The sequence below is a fragment of the Chloroflexus sp. MS-G genome, assembly GCF_000735195.1.
GTDB lineage: Bacteria > Chloroflexota > Chloroflexia > Chloroflexales > Chloroflexaceae > Chloroflexus.
Window position 1 is genome coordinate 1 of sequence record NZ_JPIM01000111.1, and the last position, 14,702, is coordinate 14,702.

11 protein-coding genes are annotated in these 14,702 nt (G+C 54.7%); 1 reads left to right on the forward strand and 10 read right to left on the reverse strand.

Annotated features, from left to right (window positions below; genetic code table 11):
- Window positions 1-315 precede the first annotated feature (315 nt).
- The 9 genes from JE47_RS0116325 to JE47_RS0116365 form a co-directional block, all read right to left on the reverse strand.
- Window positions 316-1,224 carry a prenyltransferase gene (locus JE47_RS0116325; protein WP_031460779.1) on the reverse strand — a complete coding sequence of 303 codons (909 nt, stop codon included), beginning with the start codon at window positions 1,222-1,224 and terminating at the stop codon, window positions 316-318.
- Between the two features lie 10 nt (window positions 1,225-1,234).
- The gene (locus JE47_RS0116330) at window positions 1,235-2,137 is read right to left on the reverse strand and encodes a homogentisate phytyltransferase (protein WP_031460780.1); all 903 of its coding nucleotides are present in this window, start codon (window positions 2,135-2,137) and stop codon (window positions 1,235-1,237) included.
- 619 nt (window positions 2,138-2,756) lie between these two features.
- Window positions 2,757-3,194: a CBS domain-containing protein gene (locus tag JE47_RS0116335; protein WP_031460781.1), complete on the reverse strand. Its 438-nt coding sequence runs from the start codon at window positions 3,192-3,194 to the stop codon at window positions 2,757-2,759.
- Window positions 3,195-3,696: 502 nt separating this feature from the next.
- Window positions 3,697-4,818, reverse strand: coding sequence for a sodium ion-translocating decarboxylase subunit beta (locus tag JE47_RS0116340; RefSeq protein WP_031460782.1), 1,122 nt, complete (start codon window positions 4,816-4,818; stop codon window positions 3,697-3,699).
- A 15-nt stretch (window positions 4,819-4,833) separates the two neighbouring features.
- Window positions 4,834-5,283: a biotin/lipoyl-containing protein gene (locus JE47_RS0116345; protein WP_031460783.1), complete on the reverse strand. Its 450-nt coding sequence runs from the start codon at window positions 5,281-5,283 to the stop codon at window positions 4,834-4,836.
- Between the two features lie 6 nt (window positions 5,284-5,289).
- Window positions 5,290-5,643 (reverse strand): OadG family protein, encoded by a 354-nt coding sequence (locus JE47_RS0116350; RefSeq protein WP_031460784.1) that lies wholly within the window; start codon window positions 5,641-5,643, stop codon window positions 5,290-5,292.
- A 17-nt stretch (window positions 5,644-5,660) separates the two neighbouring features.
- Complete coding sequence (locus tag JE47_RS0116355) at window positions 5,661-7,205, reverse strand: acyl-CoA carboxylase subunit beta (RefSeq protein WP_031460785.1); 1,545 nt, start codon at window positions 7,203-7,205, stop codon at window positions 5,661-5,663.
- Window positions 7,206-7,454: 249 nt separating this feature from the next.
- Window positions 7,455-8,201, reverse strand: coding sequence for a CPBP family intramembrane glutamic endopeptidase (locus tag JE47_RS0116360; RefSeq protein ID WP_031460786.1), 747 nt, complete (start codon window positions 8,199-8,201; stop codon window positions 7,455-7,457).
- Complete coding sequence (locus JE47_RS0116365; protein ID WP_031460787.1) at window positions 8,195-9,253, reverse strand: histone deacetylase family protein; 1,059 nt, start codon at window positions 9,251-9,253, stop codon at window positions 8,195-8,197. Before JE47_RS0116365 ends, JE47_RS0116360 begins: the two co-directional genes overlap by 7 nt.
- Window positions 9,254-9,745: 492 nt before the next feature.
- Between JE47_RS0116365 and JE47_RS0116370 the strand changes: the two genes are divergently transcribed.
- Window positions 9,746-10,792, forward strand: coding sequence for a GHMP family kinase ATP-binding protein (locus JE47_RS0116370; RefSeq protein ID WP_031460788.1), 1,047 nt, complete (start codon window positions 9,746-9,748; stop codon window positions 10,790-10,792).
- A 185-nt stretch (window positions 10,793-10,977) separates the two neighbouring features.
- Here the strand turns inward: JE47_RS0116370 and JE47_RS0116375 are convergent, their stop codons facing one another.
- Window positions 10,978-14,247: a BTAD domain-containing putative transcriptional regulator gene (locus JE47_RS0116375; RefSeq protein WP_035419724.1), complete on the reverse strand. Its 3,270-nt coding sequence runs from the start codon at window positions 14,245-14,247 to the stop codon at window positions 10,978-10,980.
- Window positions 14,248-14,702: the final 455 nt, after the last annotated feature.

Genomic DNA, 14,702 nt, shown 5'->3' on the forward strand with positions numbered 1-14,702 from the left:
GAGCTTGAAGCCCGTCTCCGCGAGTTGGAAGCCGAATTACGACGGTTGCAGGGATTGCCGTAGAGGTTTATCGGAACCAGCGGTACAGCGAGAAAGAGGGGCAACCATCGTGTTGCCCCTCGCTTTGTACCAGCCCTAACGCTGTTTGCTGCTGCTACATTGCCTCGCAGAATTGGTGCTACCTCACATTATAGAGGCCGATGCTCAAACTGTCCATTCTCTTCCCCCGCTTTGCTCATCGATGGGTTATGGATTTACAGGATGGAAAAATAGGTTACGGCGTCCTGCACAAAGCAAGTTCGTTTTTCAGACGCACTACTCGATAAGAAACGCCAGTAACATCATCCCGGCACTCCCCACGAGCTGGCCGATGCTCCAGAAACCAAGGCGATCCCAGACTGCTGGATTGGCCCAGGCGCCGCGACGGAGCTGCCAGATAAGCCACAGCCCAATGGGAGCGGTTGCCACCGGTGCGGTAGCTACGAGTGGCGGTAAACCGGCAAAGGCCAGGAGCGGTAAACTGGCGAGGGTAGCGAGAATTGCTATCATTTGCCAGTGTGCTGCGCGTTGTGGCCCGAACATAACCGCCAGTGTCCGCTTACCAACCGCTCGATCACCGGTGACGTCTGGAAAACTAACGGCGATCAGCATTGCGAATTGGAGCAGACAAAGCGGAGAAATAGTTAAGAGGATAAGGGGTTGGATCGCACCAGTTTGTAAGCTGAAACCGACCAGTGCAGTACCACCCGGAATCAACATTGCACCAACCACTTCCCCCCATCCGCGCCGATGTAGGTAGAGGGGAGGACCACTATACATCCAGGCCAGGAAGATAGCACTGGCGAGCAAACTACCGCTAAGCAGTGGTTGTGGTGAACGAAGTGTGCTGAATATCGCCAGGATGATCGCGACCATGCCCCAGCCTAATGCTGCAATGAGTGCATCCTTTGCCGGTAACCCTCCTTCAGGTAACACCCGGCTCCCTCCTGACCAGTGGGTTGGGGTTGGATTGGCACGGTCGGCATCGTAGTCGAAATAGTCATTGCTGTAATGGTTCATCAACTGCGTGCTCAGAGTTGTAAGCAAACCGAGGAGTGCGAGCAATGGATCGGTAGGCGGTATCCCGGCAGCGGCCACGCCAACACCGTAGAAAATGGCACCTCCCACCAGATGGAGCGGTCGTCCTAACCGGATCAGGGCGAGAATGTACCGTACACGTCGCATAGGCTCCACACTATATCAGATCTGTCAGACGATAGATGCTGAGGAGGACAAATTCAGTGTAAAAGATACTCCAGAGAAACATGTAAAAATTGGTAATGGATTGTTGTTGTTGCAGATCAACACGCAGGCTGACAATCCAGAACACAATGATGACTATCGCGTGACTTACAGCCAGAAAACCGGCTGCAAATGCGGGCATTGACCAGAGACCCACTGCGATGGGCAACAGGTAACACGCGGTCAGTAAGAGACGTCCCACATGCAAGACCCGCCGTGGGCCAAGGCGAGTCGTCAGTGTTTCGATTTGGTACATCCGATCGCCACGGTCATCTGGCAGGTCTTTATAAAAGGCAATGACCAGTGCAAAACCAAAAAAGAAGACCGCAGTTAGCACGAGAGTGGTGAAGGGCAGGTCAACTTCAAGCCAATGCCGATAGTGGAGGGCTAGCCCGACATTTGCGATAACACCGCGGGCGCTGGCAATACTGATCGCCGCAGCGAGCGGTTTACGTTTCAGACGGAAGGGAGGAAGCGAGTAGAGCGAACCAATAAGCGTAATCGTTACGACTGTTAGCCAGAGGTACAGGCTCAGGAGCCAGGCACCGATCAGCGCAATGATCAGTGCGATAACAACGAACCATCTGCCAGCCTGAACCGATAAGCGCCCAGCAGCGATTGGGAGCCATGGCTTGTTAATTCGATCAATGGCTACGTCAGTAAGCTGGTTGACGCCAACCACGTAGAGATTGAGACTCAAACATACGATCCACGTTGCTACCCATAGACCGATCAAATCGAGCGTAAGTGGACGCCAACTGGCCACAATGATCAACATGGTGATGACTTGAACGCTGGTGGCGATGACAGTATGAGGACGGGCAAATTCGTACAGTAATCGAGCTTTTCTAATCATGTAAAAACGGCGCCTTTACCAAATATGCTTCGCTTGATAATCCGGATCGGAATTTTAGCTCAAATGTTGATACTTCAATTTTCCTTCCTCATCATACGTGATGTTGGAGGAGTGTGTCAACCGTCTTCAAAGAAGAATCCAGCCAGGGCGTTTTAACGCTCTCATCCTACCCCAGTAAGCAGCATGAGAATTCGGAATGCGAAACGAAGTGTAGAAGCGGCGGCTTCATACCTTATTCACAGAGCGTCAGAATACTTGTTGCTTCCCGTTCTACCGATGCTCTATCTGGCCGACCTATGTCGGCTCGCCGATCAGCCTGTGACAGCTTTTTAGGGAAGGGTTTCCACCCTCCCCACTTGCATGCAAGCCTAGGGGACGCGATGGTGCGCTGACACGCCAAACGATGTATCGTTAGGAAGGTGCGATGATCGTTGGTGTCGCTCCATTGTTGATCCGTTCGATGTTTGTACTTGTACCGAAGCTAAGAACTCCGCCAACCCCTGATAACTGGCGACGCAGCATTTCAGGCGTGTTCAACGTAGCTGTTATAGCGTGGGTGCGGGCCAGCAAGCCTGCGGCCCACACACAGCTCAGGTATAGCGCTGAGCACGACGCAACGTTATTCCGTCTCTTCTGCGGCCCATGTACTGGCTACTAGACGAAAAATATCCGACTCGGTGATGATACCCACAAGTCGGTCTTGTTCGAGCACCGGTAATCCACTCACACGAGCCCGAATCATCATCGCTGCCGCTTTGCCAATCGAGTCATTCGCGGCGACCGTAATGGGGTTAGGCGTCATCAGTTCAGCAACTGTCTGCCCGGCTAGGCTAAAGCGGGCAATGCGTCGCTCTTCTTCACTGCGCGGGTGATTCATGACCTGCTCTATGTCGCTACGGGTGATGATCCCAACTAGCTTACCATCTTTATCGACAACCGGCATCCGTCGGATTCCGCGTGCCCGCATCCGCTCGTATGCTGCCAGAACTGAAAAGTCTGGTGTGACGGTCACAGGATTTTCGGTCATCCATTCGGCAACGCGCTCGGTTTTCGGCATATCTCGCTCCTCAGTCTCTGGTCTTGCGGTGATACCTCTCATAGTATAGCAAGCTGGGTAGCAAAGAGCAGAAAAGAATCCACTACCCCTGACAAAGATTTGTGGTCCTTGCCCGCGTAGTTAGTAGAAGGATGAGAAACGTCAAGAGCTTTTGGAAAGGGCAGTTCTTTCCCTGCCAGGCAGTGGCGAGGTGAGGAGAGAGGGAGGAAAGAGAAGATGGAAAAGGAGTGAACGAGCTAGATGGTTTTCCTAACCTGTCTGTAGCGTATGCGGAAGCGCGCAGCTTCTCGTTCCGACGGTGCTCTGCCCGACCTCCCGTTCCGAGCTTACTTCCCACTCCCCTTCGCCTGCGGGGGGTGGGGGACACAAGCAGAAGTAGGGAGGATAAAATGCTGATGTACCAAACGATAGTTTTCTGCACTGCAAGATGCGGGCCAGAGGCCCGCGCTCCCAGGGTTCCGTTTCGCTTTACCCAGGGTGCAAGGTAATGCCCATTTCTGCATTAGCTCCCTGCTCCCATCAATGCCAGTACCACCCCACCAGCCACCACGCTGGCAATCTGCCCGGCAGCGTTGGCGCCCATGGCGTGCATCAGGAGAAAGTTCTCGAAGTCCTCTTCATTAACGAGCTTTTGTACCACTCGTGCAGCCATCGGAAAAGCGCTGATTCCGGCTGCACCGATGACTGGGTTAAAACGACCGCGACTGATCAAGTTCAGGAATTTCCCAAACAGCAGACCGGCTGCGGTGTCAAGAGCAAAGGCCAGAATGCCCAACGCCAGAATCGCTAGCGTGGCCGGTTGCAAAAACCGTGTTCCCTCCATCGTTGAACCAATTGCCAGGCCGAGGAATAGCGTGACAATATTGGCCAGCTCACGCGATGAGGTGTTCGTCAGTCGTTCAACGACCCCCGATTCGCGCATCAAGTTGCCTAACATCAGCATGCCGATCAGTGGGATGGAAAACGGTACCAGGATACCCACCACAATGGTGATAACGATCGGAAACAGGATGCGGGTACGACGGCCAACCGGACGGGTAACATACTCCATCCGTATTCGTCGTTCGGCTGGGGTAGTCAACAGACGGATGATGGGTGGCATAATCACCGGTACCAGTGACATATAGCTGTAAGCGGCTACTGTAATCGGGCCAAGAAGCTGTGGAGCGAGCAGACTGGAGACATAGATCGAAGTTGGGCCATCAATAGCGCCAATGATGCCAATAGAAGCGGCTTCTGGTCGGCTGAAGCCTAGTGCCAGGGCGAGCAGCAGGGTGCCGAAGATGCCAAACTGACCAGCGGCGCCTAGCAATACCATGCGTGGGTTAGAGAGGAGTGGACTGAAGTCGGTAAGGGCGCCGATCCCGATGAAGATCAAGAGTGGGAAAAGTTCGTTGCCGACGCCAGCGTTGTAGAGCACAGTCAGCATACCGTCTTCATCGAGGAGTGGCGAAAGCGGCAGATTAGCCAGCAGAGCACCGGCGCCGATTGGAATTAGTAACAATGGTTCATAATTGTGGACAATTGCCAGGTAGAAGAGGAAAGCAGCGATCCCGATCATGACTAGCGACTGCCATGTGAGAGCAGCGAAACCGGCAAAGAGATTGGTGATAAATTCACTCATGGTCTTTTCCGTTGGTTATTCAATCTGGGCCAGCGGTTCACCATACCCAACGCTCTGCCCGGTTTTGACCAGAATTGCGGTAATCGTGCCGTCACGTGGGGCGCCGATGCTGTTGTTCATCTTCATCGCTTCCAGTACGATCACCGGCTGACCACGCTTAACTTTCATACCAGGCGTAGCTACAATTTGCAGGATCGTTCCCGGCATTGGCGCTCTGATAAACTGATCTCCTGTCGCCGTCGCCGGTGGCATAGGTGTCGCCGGTACAGTGACCGGGCCGGCAGGAGCTGTCTGGATAACGGCGGACAACGGCGGGCGAGGAAGAATCTCGCTTACTTCCCCACTTTCCGTAACCTGTACCTCAAATTCGCGACCATCGAGTTGGACAGCAAAACGTTCACTACTTAACTCGCTAACGAGAACGGTATAAGTTTTGCCATTGATTGTTAATTGATAGCGACGCATACTGCTCTATCTCCTGCGCTGCCAGCTCTGATTCTGACGAGTGCGTCCGGCAGCAACCCAACGACTGGCGAAAAGGAGGCTGCCTGGCCAGTAGCTGCGTATTGTTGGCGCGGCTTCACGGCGCAAGCTAGCGGTGTACAAACGCACGGCTACGGCAATTGCGGCTATCTCTTCGGGTGCAAGCTGATTAGTAGCCGCAGCAGGTTGTGTCTCATCTAACGTGTGAGTAGCGGATGCGGTCGTTTCGGGACGGTCAACACGGCCGATCAGGACTAATACCCCCCACACCACTATCAGGACACTGAATACGCTTCCCATCCCTAACACGGTCATTGTCAACCCAAAACCGATGTCGTTCATTGCACCTCTCCATAACGCTACGATGGGTACAATCCGTGCTTACGTGGTGGATTCTGTTGCACCTTGGTACGCAGAATTTCGAGTGCCCGAATCAGGCGTGGCCTTGTTTCGGCTGGTTCGATCACTTCGTCAATCTGACCGAGATCGGCAGCGTGGTACGGATTAAAGTATCGTCGTCGGTAATCGGCAACAAACTCTTCCATCAGTCGGACCGGATCGGTAGCGGTGCGTAATTCCTCGCGACGTAAAATGCGGACAGCACCCTCAGCACCCATAACGGCAATCTGGGCTGAGGGCCAGGCAAAGTTGAGGTCGCAGCGTAGTTGTTTACTAGACATTGCAACATACGCACCGCCAATTGCCTTTCGCACGACAACTGAAATCTTTGGTACCGTTGCCTCACTGTAGGCGTAAATGATTTTTGCGCCGTGGCGAATCACCCCGCCATACTCCTGTTCGATACCAGGGAGAAACCCCGGTGTATCGACAAAGGTGATCAGCGGGATGTTAAAGGCATCGCAGATACGAACAAAGCGGGCGATTTTATCGCTGGCATCAATGTCGAGCGCACCAGCCATTATCGCCGGCTGATTAGCAACAACACCGACAGCATAGCCGTCGAGGCGGGCAAAACCGACGACCGCATTTTGCGCAAACAGCGGCTGGATTTCGAGAAAACTATCGTAGTCGAAGATCAGGTTGATCAGGGTGTGAACATCGTAACCTTGCCGTTCATCGGCAGGTACAAGCGTATTTAGCGCCGGTTCAATCCGGTCAGCCCGGTCGTATGGCATTAGCTGTGGTGGGTCTTCGCTGTTGTTTTGAGGGAGATAGCTGAGCAAGCGTTTGATTAATTCAATGACCGCCCGATCATCGGGGGCCGAGAGATGGGCCACGCCGCTGCGGGTACAATGAATTGCTGCCCCACCCAACTCTTGCGTTGATAAGTCTCGACCGGAGACCGCCTTGATCACATCAGGACCGGTTAGAAACATGTATCCGGTTGATTCGGACATAATGATGAAATCAGTTAAGGCTGGCGAATAGACGGCGCCACCAGCGCATGGGCCGAGGATGGCGGAAATTTGGGGAACGACACCCGAAGCCAATACGTTACGCACGAAGACTTCACCGTAGGCGGCCAGCGAGCGTACCCCCTCTTGAATGCGTGCTCCACCTGAGTCGTTGAGACCAATGATAGGGATCCCGCTTTCGATAGCCAGGTCTTGCATCCGACAAATCTTATTAGCCTGTACTGCCGAAAACGATCCACCCATCACCGTAAAATCCTGAGCATACACGGCAACCCGTCGGCCATTAATTTTGCCAAAACCGGTGACCGTACCATCGCCGGGTACACGTTGGTCTTCATCGGCGAGTGGACTGGTCGCCAGGGCGCCAATTTCCTGAAACGAGCCAGGATCGAGGAGTAATACCAGGCGTTCGCGAGCTGTCAATTTACCTCGTGCATGTTGCTGCGCAATGCGTTCGGGTCCACCGCCTTGCAATGCTCGTTCTCGCAAGCGGTAGAGTGTTTCGAGTTGTTCTTCGGGGGTTTCCACAGCCGCACCTCACTTGTTGCTGTTTCGCAGGCAACATCAGTATAGAAGGCACCTGCACGTGGAAAGGAAAAGAACTCACTACCACGCGCAAAAGTTTGATGACGAACGGTTCGTTGTCTCCAAGACAGAGGTAGGAAGTATGAGCAGGAAGGGATTCCTGAACGGTACAGCCGTATTCAACCTAACCGCGATGGTAAAGCCACGATGAACGGGTGCGTGCCGGGTGCACAGAAGCACAGGTAACGTCTCTTAGCCGGTCATCCCACCTGTTGCTAAGAGGAATGCCATTGCTAGTAGCGCTATAGTATTCTGGAGCATATGAAAGAGAACACCAGGCCAGATCGAACCACTCTGCTCACGGAGATAGCCAAGACAGAGACCGGCGACAAACAGGCCGGGAATGAGGACAGGTATAAAGTGAACGACCGCAAAGACAGCCGCTCCGACCACGATGGTTGTTGCAGCGTTAAACCGTCGGCGAAGCAAGTGGTGGAGAACACCGCGAAAGAAGAGCTCCTCAACAATTGGTACGATACCGCCAATCAGAACCCAGAGTGCGATCAATTCGTTGATCCCAAATGGTTGACCGCCGGAAAGGCTTTCAATTTGGGGGTTTTCCATCTCGCCAACGATCAGTGCGACTCCCGCGTTGGTCAGGATCATTATTCCCATACCAAAAATGAACACTGGCGGTACCAAAGCCAGGTATAACCAGTTTGGCCATTGCAGGCCCAAATCACGCCAACCAGCTCGTGGTCCGATCACAGCCAGAATGGTGCCACCAATAATCAGGTAAAGCAACATACCGGCGAGATAAACCGGTGGACTGACAAACCCGCGTGAGGTGTCCCAATTGCCTACAGTGGTTACGAAGCGCAATGACAGGATCGTTAGCGCACCACCCAGAGCAATGATGACCAAGGCAATGAAAAGATCGCGCCACCCCCATGGTGGTGGTAATGACCGGGGGTACTCGAAGGAGCTATTATCTAACATACTGAAGTTACTCCACGTAAGAATGCGACGACGTTAGTTCCCAGCTCTTGCAGCGCATAACCACCCTCTTGCACAACCAGCGTTGGCAAGCCGAGTTGGGCAATTGCTGCACCGATAGCTTGATAGGCTGCGGTCGTAAGAGCGAAGCTGCCAAGTGGATCGGCGGCAAACGTATCGAAGCCGGCAGAAACCACGAGATAGCGTGGCGCGTAATCGGCAATTGCCTGTAACGCCTGGTCAAGCGCTTTGAGATAGCCCGTATCATCAGTACCGGCTGGCAACGGAATATTGAGATTGTAGCCTTCACCCGCGCCAGCACCGCGTTCATCGCTGAAACCGAGATAATACGGATATTCGAATGCTGGGTCAGCATGCAGTGAAACGGTCAGCACATCATTTCGTTCATAGAAAATGCTTTGCGTACCATTACCGTGGTGATAATCAATGTCGAGTATCGCTACTGGTGGTGTTCGCAATGTCCACGTCACCTCGCCAGTAGTATGACTTTGGGCCAATAGGTTGGCGGCCAGAGCGGCATTGTTCAGATAACAATACCCGCCCGCCATAGCACTGGCGGCATGGTGTCCAGGGGGGCGGCAAAGGGCATAGACGTACCGATCACCGGCCAGCAAGGTTGCTGCGCCCGCCAATGCTGCGCCTGCGGATGAGCAAGCAGCGGTAAAAGTACCGGCGATAATAGGGGCACTTAGATCAAACATGTAGCGTCCGGCTGCCGCTCGTGGGCAGTCGCTACGCAGTCGTAGACCGGGCAACGGCCATGCTGAAGGGAAGACCGGTTCGCTTAATCCGGCAGTCTGCCAGCGTTCGCTGGCGTTGGACAGGTATTCCAGATAGTCCGGTGTGTGAACGGCTGCCAGGTCGCTCAGCGTGGCCGCTGGGGCAGGTATCGGTGACGCGAATCCGGCATCGGCCAGCGCCTGTAAAATAATCGCCACGCGCTGCGGTGTCTCGAAGTAGGTAACAACCCGCCCGTCGATTAGCTCGAACGGTGGATTATGTAGGTGATGTTCGGTGCTGAGAAAGATTTTCATACTTCTATTGTACCCGAAATTATGGCTCGTGTGCTGATGTCGGCGTGAGGAGCAGGTTTTTTCCGATGGTTTCACCGTATCTGGCAAAGGAGAGATAGTCAGGAGAGCCGCGTTCCCAACTCGTTCACCGCACATACTGAACCTTGCAGTATCCCGTAGCAATCCACCGATCCCGTTATCGTCAGCATATGGCCATTTGTACTACCATCGAATGGATGAAATTGTTGCTACACGATTTCACAATATGATACATGATTTTTCCTGGCAGAACTCTGAAACTCCTCCGCAACCGTGCCTGCGCTTTGTCGCGGCATCGCCTTGCCACCAGCAGATGACCTGTGTGATGCCTGGCAGTGACCGAATATCGTTGTTCATTTGACATAATCACGATCCGACCGGCATTCCTGATCAGAGCAGCACTCTTCTTACATCGCGATGTGCTGTCTTCTGCTATACTGGCGCTACGGCATTCAACGTTGGCCGGAGGAACCAATGAAAATCTATAAAGCTCGTGCACCGATGCGGATCGGTTTTTTCGGCGGTGGGACTGACGTCAGTCCTTACGCTGAAGAGTACGGTGGGAAAGTACTCAACTGTACGATTAATCTCTATGTGCGTTGTATGCTCACCACGAGCAATACACCCGGTATTCTGATCCATTCTCTTGATTTGCAGGAGGTGAGTCGGCAGGTCAGTGAACGTGAATGGGACGGTAAGCTGACTCTCCCTCAAGCAGTTCTCGATGCTCTGCCCCAGTTACGCCCTGCCACTGCCGGTTATAAAATTACGATGTTTAGTGACGCACCACCTGGTTCGGGACTTGGCTCATCGTCGGCACTGGTGGTGAGTATGTTGAAACTGCTGTATGCCGTTGCCGGTCAGAGCGCCGACCCTCATCAACTGGCCGAGCTGGCATATCGGATCGAACGAGTCGATCTGGGTATTCCTGGCGGGCGGCAAGATCAGTATTCTGCCGTTTTCGGGGGGATGTGTGTGTATCATTTCGGGCGTGATCGGGTGATCGTTGAACCTGTTCTCAGCGATCAGACGGCGCTGCTCGAGCTGGAAAGTTGTCTGATTCTGGGCTACATCGGTGATCGTCAGTTACTCAGCCGCCACTTGATGACCGATCAGGTACAACGACTGGTCAAGGGAGACACGCTGCGTCTCCATCATGAGACGAAGGCCTTCGTTGATATTGCGGCTCGTTTGCTTCGGGAACAGCGGATCGCTGATTTTGGTCGGCTGCTCCACGATGCATGGGAGGTAAAGAAGGCCTTCTCACCTCATATCGCACCGCCTATTGTTGAAGAGGTGTATGCACTGGCCCGTAAGCATGGGGCATGGGGTGGGAAGATTTCTGGCGCCGGCGGTGGTGGCTTTATGGTCTTTGCGTGTCCGTTTGATCGGCGACTGGCGGTAGAACGGGCATTAACAGAGGCCGGGGTTGTTGTGCGACCTTTTTCTTTCGTGAACCACGGTGTGCAGTCGTGGGTGGTTGAAGAACCAGATGAGGTGAGTCACCCGGCGGGGCAATGAACTGATGGATGGATGAGGAAGGCCCGTATCATGGGTAAGAGCAGGTTACACCCCTCTTGCCCCCGTTGGTGCGGGCAGGTTGGGGACGCCGTAAGTGGGTGAATGTCGTTCATCAGCGTATCAAACACGACCCGAAACCCAGAACTGTTGAAAAGGCTTATCGGAATGGTGACGGGTGTAATTGCTTACGTACCCACTGCCAGCTCACCGTGACGTAACCGTTCGGCGAGTGCAATCGTCTCCGGCGACGGTTCAACATCGAGTTCACGCGCCAGTGTTTCACTACAGCGTTGAAAGACCCTAAGCGCAGCCGCACGATTGCCTTGCCGGGCGTATGCCATCATCAGGAAACGGTAGGCACGCTCCCAGCAATTATCGTGGGTGAGAATGCGTTCGGCCAGTGCGATCAACTCCTCATCGCGCCCCGCTTCGGCCAGGCACTGCGCTAGGCGATCGGCACTGCGCAGAAAGATGTTTCGTAGCCGCTCTCGCTCGGCATCAGCCCATCCTTCGTAGAGGACATCAGGCAGAAAATCACCGTGGTAAAGCTGTAAAGCCGACTGAAGATACTGTACACCATCGGTTGTCTGGCCCTGATCGAGAAAGCGCAATCCTGTTGCGCATGCTGCACTAAACTCAGCACAGTCAAGCCAGATATCTGCGTTTGGGCGCAAGCGATATGCACTTCCATCGCGGACAATGAACGAAGATGTCGATTCGGTACGGTTCGGTTCTAGGACGCGATAGAGTGTACTCAGCGCCACTTTAAAGTCACGAACAGCGGCTTCCGGGCTGAGTTGTGGCCAGAGAAATTCGGTGAGTTCATCGCGGTGAATCCAGCGCTGTCGGTGAACGATAAGGGCCTGGAACAGTTGACGTGCTTTATCGCGTTGCCATTCGCGAGCTTCGATTTCGTGATCACCGCGCCAGACCCGGAATGCGCCGAGAGTCTGGATGCGCAACTGGTAGCCAGGATGTGTTTCCAACCCACTCAGGCCCACGGTTGCCAGCAGACGTTCAATGTAATCCCGGTGAACGCTATGGGCACGAGCGCTGAGCAAAATCGGTATGACCCGTCGTGGTTCAGGGAGACCGAGGAAAGTAGGGCGGGTAAACAGATAGTCGTAGCCATGAGCTGCGCTCAATTCGAGCGCCTCGGTGATAGCGGCAATGGCAGCGGCATTGTGGCGTTGTTCGTGATACCCCAGCGCTAGCCAGAGGGCGGCAGCCGCTTGGCCAAAGCGATCACTACAGGCGCGCAGATCGGCGCGGGCGGCGAGCAACAGTTCTTGCCCCTGTGCAAATTGACCGGCAAGAACATGACTTACACCACGTTGGAGCTGAATCATTGCCCCCAACCAGAGATCGCCGGCCCAGCGACAAAATGCCTGACCATCGGCTGCTGCTCGCTCGGCAGCAGCTAGATCACCAGCCAGGCCGTAAAGACGGGTCAAGCCCCACAGTGGCTCTACCCGTAGTCGATCAACGCCAATGGCCTGACCTTCGGCCAACGCCTGATGGTAGTAGTCGATAGCCCGTTCGCGCGCAGCAATTCCGGCAGTGGCACTCTTGAGTAACCAGGCATGACCAATGCGGGCATAAGCGACTGATATAATGAAGCGTGAGTTGCGCTCGATACCCACCTGTACACCCTCTTCGGCAAAGGCAAGCGCTTGATCCGCATCACCCTCGAACGCGGCGATCAGCGCCAGCACCAATACTGCTTCGCGATGACCGCGTGGCGCAGGCGTTGCCCCGCGAGCGGTTGCTATCCGCTCCTGGGCATGCCATGCCTGTAGCAATGTACGTGCGGCGGCCAGTTGACCGGTACGCAACTTCACTCGTGCACTGAGTAGATCAGCCGCTGGGCTGGCAGTGCGTAACTGGCGTGCCTGTTGCTGCAATGCCTCGGCCTCTGCCGGTTGTCCCATATTAAGCTTATTCTCGGCCAGTAGCTCAAGAACACGTGCCCGTGCCACCTGATCTTCCAGACCTTCGCTCACCCGCAAGGCCTCTTGCAAGACACTTTCCGCCTGAACCGGCTGTACCTGATCGATATAGACTTGCGCCTGCCCATACAGGGCACGTGCCAAATCAGCGCGATCCCCGCGCTGTCGACTAATTGTTTCGGCCTGTACATACCAGTTCCGGGCTTCGTCAAAACGTGCGCGAAAGCGGTAGAGATCACCGAGATAGCACAGTAAACGCGGACGTGTTGCAATCAGATCGGCTGGTAGCGCATCGATCCAATCAGCCAGTGTATCAAGCCGCCCATTTCGTAGGGCCTCTTCACCGGCGACCGTAATCGCATCGGCAGCCGCATTCACATCACCGGCGGCAAACCAGTGATAAATTGCCTCCTCCGCATAACCGGCAGCAGCATAATACGCGGCGGCCCGTCGATGCCGTTCAGCCAGATCGGGATCGTGATGCGTTTGCTGACGTAAGAATTCGTGGAACAGGTGGTGGTACCGGTAATGATTGGCATCTAATTCAACCAGGAATAGATCGCGGTCGCGGATGTGGGCCAGCAGATCGGCACTGTCGGTTGCCTGGCGTACTGCATCACAGGCAGCAGCAGACAAGATACGGAGGGGTGCAGTGGCGCGTAGAAAACTGGCAATCGCCGGCGGCTGGCGGTCGAGCACGTCAGATGCAAGAAAATCGAACAAGGCGGCCAGCGATGCCGGGCCATTGGCGAGCAATTCACGGACACTACGCGCCTGACCACTTCGTAAACCCTGCCAGACCAACTGGAGCGCAATTGGCCAGCCTTCCGTATGATGATTGAGCAGATCAACGTCGGCATCGCTCAGTGTCATTCCGAACACATCGTGGAAGAGAGTCGCAATCTCATCACGGGTAAAAGCCAGCGCCTCGCGGTGCAGTTCAAGCACTTCACCTCGCGCTCGCCAGCGCATCAACTCACTACTTACAACAGGATAGCGGGTCGCGATCAAGAGACTCAGCCACGGTGGTGCATACGCGATCAGCCGCTCGATCAACGCCCGAATATCGGCAGAGCTAGCAACAAAATGAAAATCATCGAGGATCAGTAACGTTGGTTGTTGATCGACACTGGCCAACGCATTGAGAAACCCGTCAATCGTCTGACTCCAGGTGGTGCGGTCGGCTGGATGGGCTTGAAGCGCAGCCAGAGCTGCTAGCTCGCCTTGTGGCAATAGCGGTTTACATGCAGCGATCAGGTAAGTCAGAAATGTTATCGGATCACGATCATTTTCACCAATGGTATACCAGCATACCGTTTCTGTACTTGTTGCCAGTTCGGTGAGTGCAGTGGTTTTCCCGTAGCCAGCCCCGGCCTGCACCAGCGTAACCCGATAGGCAAACGCTTCTCGTAACCGGGCGGTGACTGCCGGACGTACCAGCCGGTAACGGTGTGGCCGCGGCGGTGCGACCTTCGCATGCAACAACACTGTCTCTGCGCGTATCATAACGGTAGCGCCTCTTTGGCAAACGAATGGTAATGAATATTATAGCAGGAGGAAAGAGAATGTAGGAAGGAGGATTGAGAGGGCGTAGGGGGGAAGGTTTTCACACTACCTGGTAGTGATGATGTGAGGAGAGAAAAGATTGTCGGACTCAGGTTGTACCTACCAGATTGGCAGGTGTGCGGGGTTGGAACAATGCCAGGATTGCATGAGGTGTCCTGAAACCATACCGCGTATTAGTGGTCCGCGAATCAGATCACCCCGCTCCCGCAGGCGCGGGAGCGGGGCCAGGGATGAGGGCCCTCCACAGGCGCTTCACTCGTCGCCTGGCCTGCCCGTTTCCGCACCGGTAGGGGTGGGTTCCCTCCTCGCCCGCTGGGTGGCTTGATGAGACGGGCAGGTACGGGTTGTTGGTGTCGGCCCCTCGCCTTCCCCTGTGCCCTGGTTCGCTCCTCTAC